Raw genomic sequence first — 19,735 nt, forward strand, 5'->3', positions numbered from 1 at the left:
GGCAGGTTCTATCGGCTGGCAGGTAAAACGAAAGCCACCGACTTGTGAAGGTTCGGGGGCTTTTTCTTTTACACACAATCACCACAATTAAAATAAAGGTAGTCGGGCACGAATCCAATCCCATTTGGTGGGCGGAATCGCAAGCAACTGCATCACATCGCTGCTTGAGCTATCGTAATATACGATTCCTCCGACACCATCTACCAGATCTCGCTCGGTTGCCGAATTTACGTAGTATGAAAAATAGCGTTGAGCGCGCAATTCTCCAGTTCCATCAAAAAGCTGAAATCTCACTTCATGCCCATTCCGAATATTCGCGCCGCACAACTTTGCGTAATATTCCACGCCTCCGAATTCTTTCTTCCCCCCGTTCAGTTCTTTTTCAAAAAAATCACACCGACCATAATTTGGCCTGGTCATATGAATGGAAAAGCCAATCAGCAAAAACACAAGAATGGCTAACCCAGTGATTCTGGGGGCGCTAATCTGCATATTTCACCAAGTTTTATTTCAACAGGTTTCTTCAACTTCATAAAGACGGGTTTTGAATATATCATAAAGTCCCCGCCTCTATGATGCTTGGCGCGCCACCTATTGTAGTCCGAGTTGTAGACCGGATAGAACACGTCAGGCTCTTTGAACTTCCCGAAAAGGCTTTTTCTCGTGTCCACGGGCTTGTTGATGCTTTTTACCCAGATGTCCACATCAGTATCGCGCTTTGGCGAACTGGACGCCGATCCACTTATCACAGGTCCCGGCGCGATGATCACGCCACGCTTATTCCAATGCCCCAAATATTGAATTCCATTAAATGAATAATTATCTTTGATGTAAATGTACACATGCGTAATTTTTACGATGGCGTTTAGGCAATAAAAATTGCTTGTTTTCTCGTATCTAAAATACTTTTCGCCGGCGACCTCAATTTTTCCGATGGCTGCGTATATATTAAAATTCGCCAAGGCTCCCGTGAGGTCGGTTGGTGCGAGATTTTCGAGCGTGTCCCAATTGTTGATCGAGGCAAGCTGAAATTGCCAATCGATATGGAATTGACGGATATCCGACAAAAATTGAGCCGTATTGATATTGAGATTTGCTCCTCGGTCTTCTGAGAGCATCTTGTTGATTTTTGCAAGAATTTTTGTTCTTGCTTCGACTATGGCGGCGTCTCGATAGATATCCTCGGAAAGAAGTTTTTCATATTTCCTCCGCACACTTCCAAACTTCAATGTCCAGTCAAGAGTTACGCTATTGCTGTCTATTGGTTGAATTGACTTGGCATTGTCATTGTAAATATGCTCGGAACTCGCAAACCAAATGCGTGCGAGTTTGGCTGATACTCTCCAGCCCAAGTTATCCATTGCAATAGTTACATCTTGCAAATCAAAGGGCGGGGGATTCTCGCAAACTTCGGCCTCGTCTTGCTTTGGTGGTTCTTTGGTCTTCGGTTGTTGCTTCGGCTGCGCTGCTTCAGCTTGCTTCTGAGTTTTGGGCGGTTCCACTACCGGCTTTGGTGGCAGTGGAGGGGGAGGCGATGGTTTTTCGCCCGGAGCTAGTTTATCGATTGACACAGTTTTTTGAGTTTCAAGCGGGATGCACCCTCGTGCCCCCCTCATACTTCTTCAACTCTGGCCCTAGCAATCCTTTTTGCGGTTTATAGTAAGGAATCTTTTTTACGTCGGTCATAAATGGATTTAGCCAATAGATTGATAATTTATTTAGTATTATTTAATAATTAATAGAACTCTCGTTCCATATTGACCCTTGTTGGCTCAGGTATCGTAGTCACTCCGCCATGTGAAGGTTGGGGCGAAACTGTTCTTTTACCCCGTCACGAAGTGTTGAACCATTTTCAAGATGAGAGTCGATTGATTTTGGTAATTTAATTAGTGTGTCCGCCGATAATTTCGTACTTATACGAGGCAACTGAGTACATGGAGGTACGCTGAGAGTGATGTCGCGACTATGCGTTCGCCCCCCGCGCTGCTGGTAAGATGGCCCGCAATTCCATCCCGCCCGCACCATGAGTTCCGCACCGACCAAGCCCGCGAATCCGAAAAACGCCGCGACGAGCGCCACGGCAGGCACCGTGAAGAACGCCGCGAAAAGTGCCACCCGCGCCACGGGCGACAAGCCGAAGCCGCGCGTGCAACAGCGCCTGACCTACGTGATCGGCGGTCTCGACCGGCTGCTGCGCCGGCACATGACCGACGCGCTCGCGCCGCTCGGCATCACGCTCGCGCAATACACGGCGCTGTCGGTGCTCGAGGCGCGCGGCGCGTCGTCGAACGCGCAACTGGCCGAGCGCTCGTGGATCACGCCGCAATCGGCGAACGAGGTGATGAGCGTGATGGCCGCCCGCGGTTTCGTCACGCGCGAAGCCGACCCTTCGCACGGCCGCATCATCCTGCTGACGCTGACCGACGCAGGCGCGGCGATGCTGCGCGAATGCGAAGCCGTGCTGCGCCCGCTCGAGACGCGCATGCTCGGCGATATTTCCACCGACGACGCCGCGCACGTGCAGCGCGCGCTCGAACTGTTCTCGCGCAACCTGCGCGGCTGAGCCGTTTCCGAATCTTCACGATGCGGGCCGGTGCGGCCCGCATCGGCTGCCAGCCTTTCGTCGACGGCCGCCCGGTCGTTCCCTGATTCCGCCGTCGTTGCGCCACCTTCCGCTCCGGGTTTACACCGCCATTCGTGCCGCTTGCAATATCAGGTAGCCTGATATTAAATGAAGCCGTCCGCAGCAGGAATGCTGCGCACCGAATCGCACAGGAACGAACGACAGGAACCGACATGAGCAAGTACGACAACCGCTGGCAGACCGTGGACGTGAACGTGGAGGCCGGCATCGCGTGGGTGACGCTGAACCGTCCGGACAAGCGCAATGCAATGAGCCCGACGCTGAACCGGGAGATGCTGGAGGTCCTCGACGCGGTCGAGTTCGACGATGAGGCCAAGGTGCTGGTGCTGACCGGCGCGGGCGCCGCATGGACGGCCGGCATGGATCTGAAGGAATATTTCCGCGAGATCGACGGCGGCTCCGACGCGCTGCAGGAAAAGGTGCGCCGCGACGCATCGGAATGGCAGTGGCGCCGCCTGCGGATGTACAACAAGCCGACGATCGCGATGGTGAACGGCTGGTGCTTCGGCGGCGGGTTCTCGCCGCTGGTCGCGTGCGACCTTGCGATCGCCGCGGACGAAGCGGTGTTCGGGCTGTCGGAGATCAACTGGGGCATTCCGCCGGGCAACCTCGTCAGCAAGGCGATGGCGGATACGGTCGGGCATCGCCGCGCGCTGCACTACATCATGACCGGCGATACGTTCACCGGCGTGGAAGCGGCGGACATGGGCCTCGTGAACAGCAGCGTGCCGCTGGCCGGCCTGCGCGACGCGACGATCGCGCTCGCCGCGCGGCTGATGGACAAGAACCCGGTCGTGCTGCGCGCGGCCAAACACGGCTTCAAGCGCTCGCGTGAGCTCACGTGGGAGCAGTGCGAGGATTACCTGTATGCGAAGCTCGACCAGGCGCAGCTGCGCGATCCGGAGCGCGGCCGCGAGCAGGGGCTGAAGCAGTTCCTCGACGACAAGACGATCAAGCCGGGCCTGCAGGCATACAAGCGCTGATACAAGCGCCGACGCAACCGCCAACGCAACCGCAACAGACAGGCAAGGCAGGAGACGACATGACCGACAGACGGATGCTGATCGCCGGCGAGTGGTGTACCGCCCGCGACGGGCGAACCTTCGACCGATGCAACCCCGCGACCGGCGCGCTCGCGTCGCGCGCGCCGGCGGCCGGCGTGGCCGACGCCGACGCGGCGATCGACGCCGCGCACCGCGCGTTCCCCGCGTGGGCGGCGCTCGCGCCGACCGAGCGGCGCCGCCGGCTGCTGAAGGCAGCCGATCTGATGGACGCGCGTATCGACGAGTTTGTCGCGACGGGTGTCGCCGAAACCGGCGCGACACCCGGCTGGCTCGGCTTCAACGTGACGCTCGCGGCGAACATGCTGCGCGAGGCCGCGTCGATGACGACGCAGATCGACGGCGACGTGATCCCGTCCGACGTGCCCGGCAATCTTGCGCTCGCGATGCGCGTGCCGTGCGGCGTGGTGCTCGGCATCGCGCCGTGGAATGCGCCGGTGATCCTCGGCACGCGTGCGCTGGCGATGCCGCTCGCGTGCGGCAATACGGTCGTGCTGAAGGCGTCCGAAGCGTGTCCGGGCGTGCACGCGCTGATCGGCGCGGCGCTGGACGATGCCGGGCTCGGCGCGGGCGTCGTCAACGTGCTCACGCACGCGGCGGCCGATGCACCCGAACTCGTCGAGCGGATGATCGCGCATCCGCACGTGAAGCGGATCAACTTCACCGGGTCGACGCACGTCGGGCGCATCATCGCGCGCCACGCGGCCGCGCACCTGAAACCCGTGCTGCTCGAACTCGGCGGCAAGGCGCCGGTGCTCGTGCTCGACGATGCGGATCTCGAGGCGGCCGTCGACGCGATCGCGTTCGGCGCGTTCTTCAACCAGGGGCAGATCTGCATGTCGACAGAGCGCGTGATCGCCGCGCGGCCGATCGCCGATGCGCTCGTCGAACGGCTGACCGGGAAGGCGCGCACGTTGGTCGCCGACGATCCGCGCGCCGGCCAGCCGCTCGGCACGATGGTCGATGCGGCGGCCGCCGCGCGTGCCGGGGCGCTGGTCGAGGATGCGCGGGCGCACGGCGCGCGCTTGCCGCTCGGCTGCCGGATCGACGGCGCGACGATGCAGCCCGCGATCGTCGACGGCGTGACGCGCGACATGCGGCTGTATCGCGAGGAATCGTTCGCGCCGGTGGTGGCGATCCTGCGCGCGGACAGCGACGACGAAGCGGTCGCGCTCGCGAACGACAGCGAGTTCGGGCTGTCGGCGAGCGTGTTCAGCCGCGATATCGCACGCGCGATGGCGCTCGCACGCCGGATCGAATCGGGCATCTGCCACATCAACGGGCCGACCGTGCACGACGAGGCGCAGATGCCGTTCGGCGGCACGAAGGCGAGCGGCTACGGCCGCTTCGGCAGCCGCGCGTCGATCGCCGAATTCACCGAGCTGCGCTGGATCACCGTGCAGACCACGCCGCGTCATTACCCGATTTGAGCGAGGCCACGATGAATGTAGCGAAGCCTCCGGGCGAGGTCGCATACGACACGAGCGGCGTGCGCTATCGCGCGGCGGCCGTCGCGGTCGGCGCGGCCGAGATTCGTCGCGAGGACGGCGGGACCTGGTACCTGCGTTCGCGCGAGCCGCTCGGCGATTACCCGACGCGCGTGACCGACTGCCTCGTGCGCGGCGCGCACGCGCATCCGGACCGCGTGCTGGCCGCGCGGCGCGGCGCCGACGGCCGCTGGATCGAGATCACCTATGCGCAGATGCTCGAACGCGCCCGCGCAATCGGCCAGGGGCTCGTCGATCTCGGGCTGTCGGTCGAGCGTCCGCTCGCGGTGCTGTCCGGCAACGATCTCGAGCATCTGCAACTGATGTTCGCGGCGATGCTGGCCGGCGTGCCGTACTCGCCGATCTCGCCTGCCTATTCGCTGGTGTCGACCGACTACGGCAAGCTGCGTCACACGCTCGGCGTGCTGCGGCCGGGCGCGGTGTTCGTCGCTGAACGCGCGCCGTTCACGCGCGCGCTCGACGCGACGTTGCCGGCCGATGCGGTGCTGATCGTCGCGCACGATGCGGATGCGGAGCTCGACGACAGCACAGACGGAAAGGCCCGTGCGGTGCCGCTGTCGCGCCTGCTCGCCACCGTCCCGCGCACGATCGACGACATCCACGCGGCGGTCGGCCCCGATCATCTCGCGAAGATCCTGTTCACGTCCGGCTCGACGAAGCAGCCGAAGGCCGTGCCGACCACGCACCGGATGCTGTGCAGCAACCAGCAGATGCTGCGCCAGACGATGCCCGAGCTGACACGCGAGCCGCCGGTGCTGGTCGACTGGCTGCCGTGGAATCACACGTTCGGCGGCAGTCACAACCTCGGCATCGCGCTGTACAACGGCGGCACGCTGTATATCGACGACGGCCGCCCGGTGCCCGGCCGCTTCGACGAAACCGTGCGCAACCTGCGCGAGATCGCGCCGACGATCTACTTCAACGTGCCGAAGGGCTGGGAAGAGCTGACGGCCGCGCTGGAACGCGATGCCGAGCTGCGCGACACGTTCTTCTCGCGCGTGAAGCTGTATTTCTTCGGCGGCGCGGGGCTGTCGCAGGCCGCGTGGGACCGGCTCGACCAAGTGACCCACGCGCATTGCGGCGAGCGCATCCGGATCATGGCCGGCCTCGGGATGACGGAGGCGTCGCCGTCGTGCCTGTTCACGACGGGGCCGCTGATGCGCGCCGGCTATATCGGGCTGCCCGCGCCCGGCTGCGACGCGAAGCTCGTGCCATGCGGCGGCAAGCTCGAACTGCGGTTCAAGGGGCCGAACGTGATGCGCGGCTACTGGCACGCGGACGTCGATCCGCGCGACGTGTTCGACGACGAAGGCTATTACCGCAGCGGCGACGCCGGCGTGTTTGCCGATCCCGAGCGGCCGGAACTCGGGCTGCTGTTCGACGGGCGGCTGACCGAGGATTTCAAGCTGAGCAGCGGCACGTTCGTGAGCGTCGGGCCGTTGCGCGCGAACGCGGTGTCGAGCGGGGCGCCGTACGTGCAGGACGTGGTCGTCACCGGGATCAATCGCGACGACATCGGCTTGCTGGTGTTTCCGCGCGTCGATGCGTGCCGTGCGCTGGCGGGGCTGGCTGCCGATGCATCCGTGACCGATGTGCTGCGCGCACCGGCCGTCCGTGCGGCGTTCGCCGCATGGCTCGCGGCGCTGAACCGGCACGCGAGCGGCGGCTCGACGTTCGTCGCGCGCATCCGGCTGATCGATACGCCGCCGTCGCTCGATCTCGGCGAAGTGACCGACAAGGGGTCGCTGAACCAGGCGGCCGTGCAGAAGCATCGCGCGACGACGATCGACGGGCTGTACGACCCGGCACGGCGTGACCCCGACGTGATTTACGCGTAAGGCGGGCAGCGCCTCGGCAGTTCCGGGCAGCAACAAGCACCAACAAGCACCAACCAGCAGCAACAAGCACCAACCAGCACGCACAACGACCGGCCGGCCACGACACCGGCAGGCACGCTTGCGGCCAGTGAATCAGGCTGCCTGATAAAGGCGGCCAGTCACACGATGGCTCGCGCGCCGCTTCGCCCCTGGCCGGCGGCGGCGCGCGGCGGCCGTTACGGGGCCGACCGACTACAAGACATGGGACTGGAGATGGAGACACGATGAACACTTACGTTGCCGAAAAACCCACGGTCGCGACCACGCTCGCGCTTTGCTTCGCGATCGCACTGCTCGAAGGGCTCGACCTGCAGTCGGTCGGCGTCGCCGCGCCGCGCATGGCGCATGAATTCGGATTGAGCGTGTCGCAGATGGGCATCGCGTTCAGCGCGGGCACCTTCGGGCTGCTGCCGGGCGCGATGCTCGGCGGCCGGCTCGCGGACCGGATCGGCCGCAAGCGCGTGCTGATCGCATCGGCCGTGCTGTTCGGCCTGCTGTCGATCGCCACCGCGCAGGTGTCGACCTTCGCGATGCTCGTCGTCGTGCGCGTGCTGACCGGCATCGGCCTCGGCGGCGCGATGCCGAACCTGATCGCGCTGTCGTCCGAAGCGGTCGAGCCGCGCTCGCGCAGCAGCGCGGTGGCGACGATGTACTGCGGGATCCCGTTCGGCGGCGTGATCGCGTCGCTGATCGGCGTGCTGCTCGCCGGCGATACCGAATGGCGGCACATCTTCTACGTCGGCGGCGCGGGGCCGCTGCTGCTCGTGCCGCTGCTGGTGTGGTGCCTGCCGGAATCGCGCGCGTATCTCGACGTCGCGGGCACGCAGGCCGCGCGCACCAGCGTCGCACGCACGCTGTTCGGCGACGGCCGCACGACGTCGACGGTCGCGCTGTGGGTCAGCTACTTCTGCACGCTGATCGTCCTCTACTTCCTGCTGAACTGGCTGCCCTCGCTGATGGCCGCGCGCGGGCTCGATCGCGAGCACGTCGGCCTCGTGCAGATCGCGTTCAACGTCGGCGCGGGGCTCGGCGCGCTCGGCATCGGCGCGGCGCTCGACCGGATGCGCGCGTCGCGTGTGGTCGGCGGGATGTATGTCGGGATCGTGCTGTCGCTCGCCGCGCTTGCCGCCGCGCCCGGCTTCGCGTCGCTCGCGGCGGCCGCGTTCGCGGCCGGGATGTTCGTGGTCGGCGGCCAGTCGGTGCTGTATGCGCTCGCGGCGATCTACTACCCGACCGCGATGCGCGGCACGGGCGTCGGCGCGGCGGTGGCCGTCGGCCGGCTCGGCTCCGTCGTCGGGCCGCTCGCGGCCGCGACGCTGCTGGCCGCGGGCCGCAGCGCGCCTGTCGTGATCGGCGCGAGCATTCCCGTCACGCTGGTTGCGGCCGTCGCCGCGCTGGTGCTGATTCGCCGCCCGCGGGCCGGCGACTGAGCTTACGTTTTTTCAATGCGCGCCGTCAGAGCGTGCAATTCACCATGGTCTGGAGACACAACGAATGAAAACGAAGACAAGGAACGGCCTGCTGGCCGCCGGTGCGTGCTGCGCGCTCGCCGCGCCGGGCGCGCACGCGCAGTCGAGCGTGACGCTGTACGGGATCATCGATACGGGCGTCGAGTTCGTGTCGCACGCGAACGCGGCGGGCGACCACGTCGTGCGGATGCCGGGCGTGACGGGTGAGCTGCCGTCGCGCTGGGGGCTGCGCGGCGCGGAGGATCTCGGCGGCGGCTACCAGGCGGTGTTCACGCTCGAAAGCGGCTTCAACGTGCGCGGCGGCGATCTCGGGCAGGGCGGCCGGCTGTTCGGGCGGCAGGCGTTCGTCGGGCTGAAGGGCGGCTTCGGCACGCTCGCATTCGGCCGCCAGTACACGATGACCTATCTCGCGCTGCAGGGCGCGGACATCATCGGCCCCGACATCTACGGCCTCGGCTCGTTCGACGCCTACGTGCCGAACGGCCGCACCGATAACGCGGTGACCTACGTCGGCACCTATCGCGGCGTGACGCTCGGCGCCGCGTATTCGTTCGGCCGTGACGGCGCGGGCACCGGCAACTCGCCGGGCCAGGGCACGTGCGCGGGGCAGGTGCCGGGCGACGCCACCCAGTGCCGCGACTGGTCGGTGATGCTCAAGTACGACAGCGCGTATTTCGGTGCGGCGGCGTCGTACGAGGAGCAGCGCGGCGGCACCGGCGCGGCCGCGAACTTCTTCGACGGCATGGCGCCGGTTGCGTTGACCAGCAGCGGCGGCAAGGACGCGCGCGCGCACGTGAGCGCGTATGCGCAGGCAGCCGGCGCGCGGATCGGCGCGGGCTGGATCGGGCGGCGCGTGTCGACCGGTTCGCCGGCCGCGCCCGGTGCGCATTCGGACCTGTTCTTCGTCGGTGCGTCGTATGCGGTGAAGCCGGATTTCATCGTCGACGGCGAAGGCTACCGGATCGTCAACAGCGCGCACGACACGCGCGCGACGATGGCCACGCTGCGCGCGACCTATCTGCTGACCAAGCGCACGGCCGTCTACGCGCAATCGTCGTATCTGTGGAACAGCGCGCATGCGCGCTATGCGGTCAGCGGCGGCGGGGCCGGCACGACGCCCGGCGCAGGGATGGGGCAGCTCGGCGCGATGGTCGGCGTGCGGCACATGTTCTGATCCAGCGGCGTGACGAACCGGACGGGAGCTATCTTGAACAAAAAATCGGTATTCCTCTGCATTGCGCCGTTGTCCGCCGCAGCCCTGCTTGCCGGGTGCGGCGGCGACGATTCGGTCAGTTCCACACCGACCCACCTGAGCGCCGCGACGCCGGCCGCGATGGCGCAGACCTGTGACGCGCTCGCCGCGAAGCTGTCGTATGCGAACACGTCGTTCACGTCGGTGACGACCGCGGCCGCCGGCGCGCTGATGGTGGCCGGCAAGCCGATCGCCGAGCACTGCGTGATCGAAGGAAAGATGAACGAGCGCGTGAGCGCGGTGGACGGCAAGACCTACGCGATCGGCTTCGAGATGCGTTTGCCGAAGGCGTGGAACGGCCGCTTCTTCTACCAGGCGAACGGCGGGCTCGACGGCAACGTCGTGACCGCGACCGGCGAGATCGGCGGCGGCGGGCCGCTGACCGACGCGCTGAACCTGGGCTTTGCCGTCATCAGCTCGGATTCCGGGCACAGCGCCGCGCAGAACCCGCTATTCGGCCTCGATCCGCAGGCGCGGCTCGACTATGGCTACGGCGCCGTCGATGCGCTCACGCCGATGGCCAAGCAGGTGATCCGGCTCGCGTACGGGAAGACGCCCGATCGCAGCTATTTCGGCGGCTGCTCGAACGGCGGCCGTCACGCGATGGTCACGGCCGTGCGCAACGCGGGCGACTACGACGGGATCATTGCCGGCGACCCCGGCTTCCACCTGCCGAAGGCGGCGATCGGCGAGATGTACGGCGCGCAGCAGTTCGCGAAGATCGCGTCGGCGACCGGGACGAACGGGCTGCCGGATATCCGCAGCGGTTTCACCGACGCGGAGCGTCAGTTCGTCGGCGCGAAGATCCTCGACAAGTGCGATGCGCTCGACGGCGCGACGGACGGGATGGTGCAGGACGTCGCCGCGTGCCAGGCGCATTTCAGCGTCGAGACGGACATCCCGACCTGCGCGAACGGCACACGCACCGGCGCGTGCCTGACGACCGCACAGAAAGGCGCGCTCGAGAACGTGTTCGCGGGCGCACGCAACAGCGCGGGCACGGCGCTCTACGCGAGCTTTCCGTACGATCCGGGCATGGCCGGCAGCGGCTGGGCCGCATGGAAGCAGTCGAACTCGGTCACGCTCGACCCGGCCGCGATGGCGTTCACGTTCATGACGCCGCCGAAAACGGCTGCCACGCTCGCGAACCTCGCCGGCTTCGCGCTCGGTTTCGACATGGACAACGACGCGCCGGCGATCTTCGCGACGAACGGTATCTACACGCAGTCGTCGTGGTCGTTCATGACGCCGCCCGACGAGACCAACCTGTCCGCGCTGAAGCCGCGCGGCGCGAAGCTGCTCGTCTATCACGGCACCGGCGACCCGGTGTTTTCGTTCAACGACACACGCGACTGGTATGCGCAGGTCGCACAGGCGAACGGCGGCGATGCGTCGAGCTTCGCGCGCTTCTACCCGGTGCCGGGGATGAACCACTGCTCGGGCGGGCCGGCGGCCGACCAGTTCGACATGCTGACGCCGCTCGTCGCGTGGGTCGAGCAGGGGCAGGCGCCCACGGCAATCGTTGCTACCGCGCGCGACGCGACGAATGCGGTGCCGAACGCCGACGTGCCGACGTCGTGGGGGGCGGGACGCACACGTCCGCTGTGTCCGTATCCGCAGGTCGCGCGTTACAACGGCTCGGGCGACGTGAATTCGGCGGCGAGCTTCAGTTGTCGTTGACGTAGAAAAACGGCGATGTACCGATGCGCGCAAGCATCGGTACATGCGTCGTCGTTCGGCGTCGGATCGGGCGAGCGTGCCTGTCCGTCCCGACGAAAGCGGCGATGCGCCGCGCATGGCGATCGGGTTGGCCGCCCGCCGCGGCATCCGGGGGATACACTGTGGCGCTTCTCGTCGGTGCGACGCGTCCTGACCGACGTTCCGCGCCAGGTATCTTTCCTCTGACCTGACCATGCAAACCGTAGCGGTACTCGACTTCGAAACAACCGGGCTTTCTCCGAACATGGGCGACCGGGCGACCGAAATCGCCGTGATTCTGCTGCGCGACGGCGAGATCGTCGACCGCTACCAGAGCCTGATGAACGCGGGCCGCCGCATTCCGTCCGACGTCGTCGCGCTCACCGGGATCACGAACGAGATGATCGCGTCGGCGCCGCCGGTGGCGACGGTCATGAAGGAAGCGGCCGCGTTCGTCGGCAGCCATCCGGTCGTCGCGCACAACGCCGGCTTCGACAAGCGCTTCTGGCAGGCCGAGCTCGGGATGCTCGGGATCGCCGCCGAGCATGCGTTTGCCTGCACGATGCTCGTCGCGCGGCGCATCTACCCGCACGCGCAAAGTCACCGGCTGTCGAGCCTGGCGGCCATGCTGCGCTTGCCGCAGACGGGTCGCGCCCACCGCGCGATGGTCGATGCGGAGATCGCGAGCCATCTGTGGTGCAGGCTGCAGCGCGACATCGGCGAGACTTACGGGCTGCGGCACATCGATCACGGGCTCATGTCGCGCCTGCAGACGACGAGCAAGGCGAAGGTCGCGACGTTCTTCGGGGCGTTGGCCGCCGGCGCGCGCTGACAGCGACTGGCGCCGGCCGTCATTCGCCGGGATCCACCGGCACCTCGAGCCCGACCTTCACGCGGCTCATGCTCACCCGTGTCTTGAACCGCTTCACGTTGTTGTTCGCGAAGAACAACTCGCGCGTGAGCGCGTTGTACTGATCCATGTTGCGCACGGCCAGGATCAGCACGAAATCCCATTCCCCGGTCACGTAGTAGCACTGCTGGATCTGCGGGCAGCGCTCGAAGGTCCGCTTCATCGCGTCGAGCGGGTCGATCTGCTCGCTCTTGCGTAGCGGGCCGTCAGGCCGTCGGAGCACAGCGGCCCTCACGAAACATTAGCGAAGCGTCACCGAAGCATTACGCGTCGGCCGCCCGCTTGCCCGGCGCATCGGCCGTGCTGGTGCGATCGAGGATCGCCAGCACTTCGCGCGCGGTGTTTTCCGAATGGCTGCGCAGCACCTGCGGCAGCAACGTATGGTCGGGGTCGGCGAGCGCGGCCATGATCTCGTCATGCTCGTGCAGCGATTCGGCCCAGCGCAGCGTGTCGGCGTTCGCGGCGCCGCGCGCGCGGTGCACCTTCGACATCAGCGACGCATAGATGCCCGACAGCACCGGGTTGCCGGCCGCGTCGACGATCATCTGATGGATCTGCTGGTTCAGCCGGAAATATTCGACGCGCTTGCCGGCTTCATGGCACTCGACCATCCGCCGGTGCTTCGCCTGCAGCGCGGCCAGCGTCGATGCGCCGATCCGCTTGCGCAGCAATTCTCCCGCCATTGCCTCCAGCCCGTGCAGCAGCTCGAAGGTCGACACGAGATCGTCGATGTCGATCGACGCGACGCGATAGCCGATGTACTGGCGATGCGTGACGGCGCCTTCCGCGACGAGCACCTTCAGCGCTTCGCGCAGCGGCGTCTTCGACACGTCGAACGCGAGGCTCAGTTCCTTTTCGTCGATCCGCGCGCCGGGCGGCAATTCGCCCTCGTCGATCATCACGCGCAGGCGCGCGGCGATCTCCGCGGCCATGCCGCGGGTGCGCAGAAGCAGGGGATTGCGGGGTGTCTGGCTCATTGTGTGTGCAAGCTTATCACGATATCGGGGCTTACCCTGTATCATAGTATGTACAAAACAATCTCAATCAAACCAAGTGTTTACGATAACGGTAATTATAAATTTCTAATCCTATACTCGACTCCACGTTGCGCGACGTCCTGACCATCCTCGTTCACTCCTGGAGTCCGTCCATGTCTTCAACCTCCGGTGTCGCCGCCCTGACGGTCGGCAAGTCCGCCGTCCGCTGGAAGATATTCGTCGTCATGCTGAGCCTCATCGCGATCAACTACGTCGATCGCGCGTCGCTGTCCGTCGCCATGCCTTACATCTCGCAGGAGTTCAACATCGGGCCGGCGATGGAGGGTCTGATCCTCAGCTCGTTTTTCTGGACCTATGCGGTGATGCAGATCCCGGGCGGGATGCTGGCCGACCGGTTCAAGCCGCGCATCGTGATCGCGACGGCGACCGTGTTCTGGGGCTTCTTCCAGGCGATCGCCGCGATCTGCACGAATGCGCCGTCGCTGCTGCTCACGCGCCTTGGCCTCGGCGCGGCCGAAGCGCCGATCTACCCGGCCGGCGGCAAGCTCAACGCGATCTGGATGACGCAGACCGAGCGCGGCCGCGGCGCCACGCTGCTCGACGGCGGCGCGCCGCTCGGCGCGGCCCTGGGCGCGGTGCTGATCGCCGGGCTGATCGCGCTGCTCGGCTCGTGGCGGGTTGCGTTCGCGGTGGCCGGCGTCGGCACGGTGCTGGCCGGTTTCGTCGCGTGGTACTACATCCGCAACACGCCGCGCGAGCATCCGGGCGTCAACGATCTCGAAGCCGACTACATCGAGGCATCGCACGCGAGCGACCTCGCGGCCGAGCCGGCCGGTGCGTCGGGCCGCTCGCGCGACTTCTTCAAGTACCGCTCGGTGTGGTGCATGTTCTTCGGCTGGATGTGCTTCAACAGCGTGTTCTACGGGCTGCTCACGTGGATGCCGAACTACCTGCACAAGGTGCACGGCTTCGACATCAAGCAGATGGGCGGCTCGACTTTCATCATCTTTTTCTGCGGCTTCGTCGGCGAACTGCTCGGCGGCTGGATCGCCGACAAGTGGAAAGCCGCGGGCGGCCGCCCGAACGTCGTGATGCGCACGCTGTTCGGCATCGCCGCGGTGATCGCGACCGTGTCGATCTTCTCCGTCGCGTATGTGAAGGATCCGGTCGTGTGCGTCGCGCTGCTGTCGTCGACGCTGTTCTTCCTGCGCTGGTGCGGGCTGTACTGGTGCATCCCGTCGACGCTCGGCACGCGCGACAAGATCGGCTTCCTCGGCGGCTTCATGAACCTCGGCGGCAACATCGGCGGCGTCACAGTGCCGATCCTCGTCGGCGCGATCGTGCAGTTCACTGGTTCCTACTTCCTTGCGCTGATGGTGTTCGCGGCGGCCGGCGTCGGCCTGCTCGTGTGCTCCAGCGCGATCGACTACGAAAACAAGCTCCCGGTCTGACCGACCCTTTCCACTGCATCGACTGCATTCACTGGTAGAGAGAAACCCATCATGAAGAAACGTACCCTGCTCGGCATGCTCACCCCTTCGTCCAACACGTCGCTCGAACCGCTGACGAGCGCGATGGTCGCCGGCCTGCCGGGCGTGTCCGCGCACTTCGCGCGCTTCCCCGTGACCGAGATTTCGCTGTCGGGCCAGGCGCTCGGCCAGTTCGACGACGACAAGATCATCCAGGCCGCGATGCTGCTCGCCGACGCGAAGGTCGACGTGATCGCGTGGAACGGCACGTCGTCCGGCTGGCTCGGTTTCGAGGCCGACGAGCGGCTGTGCCAGCGCATCACCGAAGCGACCGGCATTCCGGCCACGACCTCGGTGCTCGCGCTCAACGAGATCCTGAAGAAGACGAACGCGCACGAGTTCGGCCTCGTCACGCCGTATCTCGACGACGTGCAGACGAAGATCGTCGACAACTATCGCCGCTCGGGGCTGAACTGCATCGCCGAGCGTCACCTGAACCTGAAGGTCAATTTCTCGTTCTCCGAAGTGACGGGCGACCAGATCGGCGGGATGGTGCGCGAAGTCGCGAAGGCCGGCCCGCGCGCGATCTCGATCTTCTGCACGAACCTGAACGCCGCGCACCTGGTGCCCGCGCTCGAGGAAGAGACGGGCATTCCGATCTACGACACGATCTCGACCGTCGTGTGGAAGTCGCTGCAGCTCGCCGACTACGACACCCGGCAGGTGAAGGGCTGGGGGCGTCTCTTCAGCGACGTGGTCTGAGGCGCGCGCCATGTCGAACGATCTCGATTTCGTGATCCGTCACGCGGACGTCGTGACGGCGGCGGACCGGTTCTCGTGCGACATCGGCATTCGCGCGGGGCGCGTGGCCATGCTCGGCCACGGGCTGCCGCGCGCGCCGCGCGAGCTCGACGCGAGCGGGATGCTCGTGATGCCGGGCGGCGTCGATGCACACTGCCATCTCGACCAGCCGATGCCCGACGGGCTGAAGATGGCCGACGACTTCCTGTCCGGCACGCGCTCCGCGCTGTGCGGCGGCACGACCACCGTGGTGCCGTTCGCCGCGCAGGCGAAGGGGCAGTCGCTGCAGGCGGCCGTTGACGACTATCACCGGCGCGCGCAAGGGCGCGCGCTGATCGACTACGGTTTTCACCTGATCGTCGCCGATCCGACGCCGCACGTGCTGGCCGAGGAATTGCCGCGGCTCATCGCGAACGGCTACACGTCGTTCAAGGTGTACATGACCTACGACGACCTGAAGCTGAACGATCGGCAGATGCTCGACGTGCTGTCCGTCGCGCGCGAGCACGGTGCGCTCGTGATGGTGCATGCGGAGAACTCGGACTGCATCGGCTGGCTGACCGAGCGGCTGCTCGGCGACGGCCACACCGCGCCGCATTTCCATGCGCATGCGCGGCCGGCGGTGGTCGAGCGCGAGGCGACGCATCGCGCGATCGCGTTCGCGGAACTCGTCGACGTGCCGATCCTGATCGTCCACGTGTCGGGTGCCGAGGCGATCGAGCAGATCCGCTGGGGACAGTCGCGCGGGTTGCCGATTCTGGCTGAAACCTGCCCGCAGTACCTGTACCTGACGGCCGCCGATCTCGGCCATGGCGGTCACGACGGCTATGAAGGCGCGAAGTGCGTCTGCAGCCCGCCGCCGCGCGATCCGGCCAATCAGCAGGCCGTGTGGAAGGCGCTGAAGCAGGGCGTGTTCTCGGTATTCTCGTCGGACCATGCGCCGTTCAACTACGACGATCCGTGCGGCAAGCATCCGGGCGGGCACGCCGTCTCGTTCGACCATATTCCGAACGGGATTCCCGGTCTCGAAACGCGCCTGCCGCTGCTGTTCGACGGCGTGCGCAAGGGGCACCTGTCGCTGCACCAGTTCGTCGAGCTGACCTCGCTGCGGCCCGCGAAGCTGTACGGGCTGTATCCGCGCAAGGGGACGATCGCGGTCGGCGCCGACGCGGATATCGTCGTGTGGGATCCGGACAAGCGCGTGCGGATCGCGAACGCGTCGCTGCATCATGCGGCCGACTACACGCCTTATGAAGGGATCGAGGTGACGGGCTGGCCGCGTCATTGCGTGTCGCGCGGCGAGCTGCTGGTCGAGGACGGCCGGCTGCTCGCGGCCGAGCCGGGGCGCGGGCAGTTCCTGCCGGCCGGCAAGCCGTGCCTCGATTGACGTCCATCGATGTGAGCGCCCGCTCATCAAGGTGCTGCCGAAGTGCAATCGGCTCGCGCGTGCTGGCGAGCCGGGCGTGCCGCTCGTCACGTCACGCCAGTTCGCCCAGGCATGCGTCGAACTGCGCGACGAGCGTGTCGACGTCGTCGGCCGTCGTCTGCGGACACACGAGCATCATGTTGTGAAACGGCGTGATCAGCACGCCGCGGTTCAGCAGATACAGATGCACGATGTGCTCGAGTTCACTGTCGAGCTGTTCGCCCGCGATCGTGCCGTTGCGCGGTGGCGTGCGCGTGAACTGGAACTCGGTGCGCGCGCCGATGCGCGTCACGCACCACGGCAGCCCGTGCTTCGCGATCGCCCGTTCGAGCCCGGTCGCGAGCCGTGCGGCCAGTTCGAACATGTGCGCATACGCGGCGTCGGTCGCGACTTCGGCGAGCGTGGCGCGCATCGCATGCATCGCGAGCATGTTCGCGGTGAGCGTCGTGCCGATTCCGGAGTGACCGGGCGGCGCGGCCAGCTTCGCCTGTTTCGCGCGTTCCGCGAAGTCGGCGCTGAAGCCGTACACCGCGCACGGCACGCCGCCCGCGATCGGCTTGCCGACCACCAGCGCGTCCGGTTCGAGACCCTGCGCGGCCGCATAGCCGCCCGGGCCGCTGCTGATCGTATGCGTTTCGTCGATCACGAGCAGCGTGCCGTAACGGCGCGTCAGTTCGCGCGCCGCATCCCAGAAGCCCGGCTCCGGCAACACCATCCCGATGTTCGTCATCGCGGGCTCGGCGAGCACGCACGCGACGTCGCCCTCCTTCAGCGCGGCATCGAGCGCAGCGAGATCGTTGAACTCGATCACGCGCGTATTCGCGAGCAGGTCGCAGGACTGTCCGAGCAGGCTGTCGCGCTGCACCGGGCGGCCGTCGACGAGATCGACGAACACGTCGTCGACCGTGCCGTGATAGCAGCCGTTGAACACGACGATCGTGTCGCGGCCGGTCGCCGCGCGCGCCCAGCGCAGCACGAAGCGGTTCGCGTCGCTCGCGCTCAGCGCGAACTGCCAGACCGGCAGCTTGAAGCGCCGCGCAAGCTCGCGCGACACCCAGGCGGCGTCCTCGCTCGGCAGCATCGTCGTGTAGCCGCGCGTCGCCTGCTCGGCGAGTGCGCGCGCGACCGGCTCGGGCGCATGGCCGAACATCGCGCCGGTGTCGCCGAGGCAGAAGTCCGCATAGCGATGACCGTCGACGTCGGTGAACGTCGCGCCGCGCGCCTCCTTCACGACCAGCGAGAACGGCGTCGACCAGTCCTGCATCCAGTGCAGCGGCACACCGAAGAGCAGGTGCTCGGCCGCTTCCGCGGACAACGCGCGGGAGAGCGGCATGGCCTCGGCGAATGCCTGGCGCTCGCGATCGAACAGCGCGCGGGCGCGGATGAGGTCGACTCCGTGGCGGGAAGGCAAAGGCAACTCCTGGGCTGTGAAGGTACGGAAACGATAGCGCGGGCGGTGGCGGGCTGAACAGAGGGGGAATGACCGAGGCGGATGGGTGGCGGCCGGATAGTCGCGCAATAGGCGAGTGTGTTCTATTTGATTTGGAGATAGCACTGGTAAATGGAAACCGAAAAGAAGCGTGAAGGTTTCCATGGATGTTGAATGGGCTTTTCGCGACCTATCGTTGTTGCATGCCGTAGCGCGATGGCAGCACCTAAGCCGGCCGGGCCGGGCTGACGGGCGAATCCGGTATGCGTTTGCAATGGCATTCGGCCGACACGATCGCGCGCATACGGCAGGGCATATCGAATTCCAAGGGGATATTGCCGGTTAATTTCGGGATAAGTGAGTTCCGGATTTGCCGGTGATGGCGGGATCGGGTGCTCGAATATCAACCATTCGAAATGCGGGACCACACCATGAAGATCGGAAAACAGCTCGCCGCACTCGCCGCGTGCGGGGCATTGACCGGCATCGCCCACGCAGGCCCGGCGTCGCCGCACGCGGTCGTCAAGAAGATCACGCTGACCGCGCATATCGGCGACAGCCTGTTCGTTTCGAATCCGGACAACGCCGCGTACGGCGTGGTCGAGCTGAATGCGACGGACGCCGGGCAACGGACGTTTGCCGTGGCGCTGCCGATGCGGGTTCGCACGACGAATCCCGAAATCAACGTCACGCTGCTGCAGCCGCTACGGCTGTCGAACGGCCGCGACGACCTGGTCAACGCGAAGGTTCTGCTGATGAGCCAGGCGGGCGACGCGGAAATCGCGTCCGGTGGCGCTCGCACGCTCACGTTGACACAACCCGCGCACGACGGCTTCGACGGCTACGACGAAACCCGCACGCTGAAGATCCGTGCGCAAGCACCGACCGGCGGCGGGGCGGCGTCGGCCAACGGGTCTTATCGCGGCGATCTGGTGCTGATGTTCGAGCCGGTCGCGTCGGCAGGGCGCGAGCCGGTGACGGGCGCGGTCGCGGTGGCCGGCGAATAGACGGTTGCCCCGGCGGACGCCGTCGGCCGGGGCATGTCTAGTTGAAGTTTTTGCGCATAAACATACGACAACATATCTCTAAAGCCGGGCGAGCAATTGTGAGTGTGCGCGCACATACGAGGTGTTGCTTCGGTAAAAACAGGGTAAACGATAAATACATGCCGTGCGTCGATCGCGTCTAGACTG

General features: G+C 65.6%; 16 protein-coding genes and 1 pseudogene. 12 read left to right on the forward strand and 5 right to left on the reverse strand.

Going from position 1 to position 19,735, the window contains the following annotated elements; genetic code table 11:
• Window positions 1-87: 87 nt before the first annotated feature.
• Window positions 88-492, reverse strand: a complete 405-nt coding sequence (locus ACTJKF_RS16175) for a hypothetical protein (protein ID WP_440624520.1) — start codon at window positions 490-492, stop codon at window positions 88-90.
• Window positions 459-1,502, reverse strand: a complete 1,044-nt coding sequence (locus tag ACTJKF_RS16180) for a DUF6402 family protein (protein WP_440624521.1) — start codon at window positions 1,500-1,502, stop codon at window positions 459-461. Before ACTJKF_RS16180 ends, ACTJKF_RS16175 begins: the two co-directional genes overlap by 34 nt.
• A 521-nt stretch (window positions 1,503-2,023) precedes the next feature.
• Here ACTJKF_RS16180 and ACTJKF_RS16185 point away from each other — a divergent pair.
• The 8 genes from ACTJKF_RS16185 to ACTJKF_RS16220 all read left to right on the forward strand — a co-directional run bounded on the left by ACTJKF_RS16185 (window position 2,024) and on the right by ACTJKF_RS16220 (window position 12,341).
• Complete coding sequence (locus tag ACTJKF_RS16185) at window positions 2,024-2,563, forward strand: MarR family winged helix-turn-helix transcriptional regulator (protein ID WP_440624522.1); 540 nt, start codon at window positions 2,024-2,026, stop codon at window positions 2,561-2,563.
• Window positions 2,564-2,796: 233 nt separating this feature from the next.
• On the forward strand, window positions 2,797-3,627 hold the full coding sequence (locus ACTJKF_RS16190) for a p-hydroxycinnamoyl CoA hydratase/lyase (protein WP_440624523.1): 831 nt from the start codon (window positions 2,797-2,799) through the stop codon (window positions 3,625-3,627).
• A 59-nt stretch (window positions 3,628-3,686) separates the two neighbouring features.
• Window positions 3,687-5,135: an aldehyde dehydrogenase gene (locus ACTJKF_RS16195; protein ID WP_440624524.1), complete on the forward strand. Its 1,449-nt coding sequence runs from the start codon at window positions 3,687-3,689 to the stop codon at window positions 5,133-5,135.
• A gap of 11 nt (window positions 5,136-5,146) precedes the next feature.
• Window positions 5,147-7,051, forward strand: coding sequence for a feruloyl-CoA synthase (locus ACTJKF_RS16200; protein ID WP_440624525.1), 1,905 nt, complete (start codon window positions 5,147-5,149; stop codon window positions 7,049-7,051).
• A gap of 263 nt (window positions 7,052-7,314) precedes the next feature.
• Window positions 7,315-8,520, forward strand: coding sequence for a 3-(3-hydroxy-phenyl)propionate transporter MhpT (mhpT, locus tag ACTJKF_RS16205; RefSeq protein WP_440624526.1), 1,206 nt, complete (start codon window positions 7,315-7,317; stop codon window positions 8,518-8,520).
• Window positions 8,521-8,584: 64 nt separating this feature from the next.
• Window positions 8,585-9,733, forward strand: coding sequence for a porin (locus ACTJKF_RS16210; protein ID WP_440624527.1), 1,149 nt, complete (start codon window positions 8,585-8,587; stop codon window positions 9,731-9,733).
• A 33-nt stretch (window positions 9,734-9,766) separates the two neighbouring features.
• On the forward strand, window positions 9,767-11,491 hold the full coding sequence (locus ACTJKF_RS16215; protein ID WP_440624528.1) for a tannase/feruloyl esterase family alpha/beta hydrolase: 1,725 nt from the start codon (window positions 9,767-9,769) through the stop codon (window positions 11,489-11,491).
• Window positions 11,492-11,723: 232 nt separating this feature from the next.
• Window positions 11,724-12,341, forward strand: a complete 618-nt coding sequence (locus ACTJKF_RS16220) for a 3'-5' exonuclease (protein ID WP_440624529.1) — start codon at window positions 11,724-11,726, stop codon at window positions 12,339-12,341.
• A gap of 19 nt (window positions 12,342-12,360) precedes the next feature.
• On the opposite strand, the pseudogene ACTJKF_RS16225 reads toward ACTJKF_RS16220, so the two are convergent.
• A pseudogene (locus tag ACTJKF_RS16225) lies at window positions 12,361-12,612 on the reverse strand (Lrp/AsnC ligand binding domain-containing protein); the annotation flags it as partial.
• Window positions 12,613-12,682: 70 nt separating this feature from the next.
• Window positions 12,683-13,396, reverse strand: coding sequence for a GntR family transcriptional regulator (locus tag ACTJKF_RS16230; protein ID WP_440624530.1), 714 nt, complete (start codon window positions 13,394-13,396; stop codon window positions 12,683-12,685).
• A gap of 173 nt (window positions 13,397-13,569) precedes the next feature.
• Between ACTJKF_RS16230 and ACTJKF_RS16235 the strand changes: the two genes are divergently transcribed.
• From ACTJKF_RS16235 to hydA, 3 genes are read left to right on the forward strand one after another with little or no spacing between them, the layout of a single operon-like run.
• On the forward strand, window positions 13,570-14,868 hold the full coding sequence (locus tag ACTJKF_RS16235; RefSeq protein WP_440624531.1) for an MFS transporter: 1,299 nt from the start codon (window positions 13,570-13,572) through the stop codon (window positions 14,866-14,868).
• 51 nt (window positions 14,869-14,919) lie between these two features.
• Window positions 14,920-15,648, forward strand: a complete 729-nt coding sequence (locus ACTJKF_RS16240) for a maleate cis-trans isomerase family protein (RefSeq protein WP_175687606.1) — start codon at window positions 14,920-14,922, stop codon at window positions 15,646-15,648.
• Window positions 15,649-15,658: 10 nt separating this feature from the next.
• Window positions 15,659-17,074, forward strand: a complete 1,416-nt coding sequence (gene hydA / locus ACTJKF_RS16245; RefSeq protein WP_440624532.1) for a dihydropyrimidinase — start codon at window positions 15,659-15,661, stop codon at window positions 17,072-17,074.
• 91 nt (window positions 17,075-17,165) lie between these two features.
• On the opposite strand, the gene ACTJKF_RS16250 is transcribed toward hydA, so the two are convergent.
• Window positions 17,166-18,524 (reverse strand): aspartate aminotransferase family protein, encoded by a 1,359-nt coding sequence (locus tag ACTJKF_RS16250; protein WP_440624533.1) that lies wholly within the window; start codon window positions 18,522-18,524, stop codon window positions 17,166-17,168.
• Window positions 18,525-18,973: 449 nt separating this feature from the next.
• Between ACTJKF_RS16250 and ACTJKF_RS16255 the strand changes: the two genes are divergently transcribed.
• Complete coding sequence (locus ACTJKF_RS16255; RefSeq protein ID WP_440624534.1) at window positions 18,974-19,549, forward strand: hypothetical protein; 576 nt, start codon at window positions 18,974-18,976, stop codon at window positions 19,547-19,549.
• Window positions 19,550-19,735 lie beyond the last annotated feature (186 nt).

The sequence above is a fragment of the Burkholderia sp. 22313 genome (assembly GCF_052045245.1).
GTDB lineage: Bacteria > Pseudomonadota > Gammaproteobacteria > Burkholderiales > Burkholderiaceae > Burkholderia.

Bases quoted from the DNA above. Each gene is read 5' to 3' on its own strand.
- ACTJKF_RS16175 (WP_440624520.1), bottom strand. From the start codon at position 492: ATGCAGATTAGCGCCCCCAGAATCACTGGGTTAGCCATTCTTGTGTTT.
- ACTJKF_RS16185 (WP_440624522.1), top strand. From the start codon at position 2,024: ATGAGTTCCGCACCGACCAAGCCCGCGAATCCGAAAAACGCCGCGACG.
- ACTJKF_RS16190 (WP_440624523.1), top strand. From the start codon at position 2,797: ATGAGCAAGTACGACAACCGCTGGCAGACCGTGGACGTGAACGTGGAG.
- ACTJKF_RS16195 (WP_440624524.1), top strand. From the start codon at position 3,687: ATGACCGACAGACGGATGCTGATCGCCGGCGAGTGGTGTACCGCCCGC.
- ACTJKF_RS16200 (WP_440624525.1), top strand. From the start codon at position 5,147: ATGAATGTAGCGAAGCCTCCGGGCGAGGTCGCATACGACACGAGCGGC.
- mhpT (WP_440624526.1), top strand. From the start codon at position 7,315: ATGAACACTTACGTTGCCGAAAAACCCACGGTCGCGACCACGCTCGCG.
- ACTJKF_RS16210 (WP_440624527.1), top strand. From the start codon at position 8,585: ATGAAAACGAAGACAAGGAACGGCCTGCTGGCCGCCGGTGCGTGCTGC.
- ACTJKF_RS16220 (WP_440624529.1), top strand. From the start codon at position 11,724: ATGCAAACCGTAGCGGTACTCGACTTCGAAACAACCGGGCTTTCTCCG.
- ACTJKF_RS16230 (WP_440624530.1), bottom strand. From the start codon at position 13,396: ATGAGCCAGACACCCCGCAATCCCCTGCTTCTGCGCACCCGCGGCATG.
- ACTJKF_RS16235 (WP_440624531.1), top strand. From the start codon at position 13,570: ATGTCTTCAACCTCCGGTGTCGCCGCCCTGACGGTCGGCAAGTCCGCC.
- ACTJKF_RS16240 (WP_175687606.1), top strand. From the start codon at position 14,920: ATGAAGAAACGTACCCTGCTCGGCATGCTCACCCCTTCGTCCAACACG.
- hydA (WP_440624532.1), top strand. From the start codon at position 15,659: ATGTCGAACGATCTCGATTTCGTGATCCGTCACGCGGACGTCGTGACG.
- ACTJKF_RS16255 (WP_440624534.1), top strand. From the start codon at position 18,974: ATGAAGATCGGAAAACAGCTCGCCGCACTCGCCGCGTGCGGGGCATTG.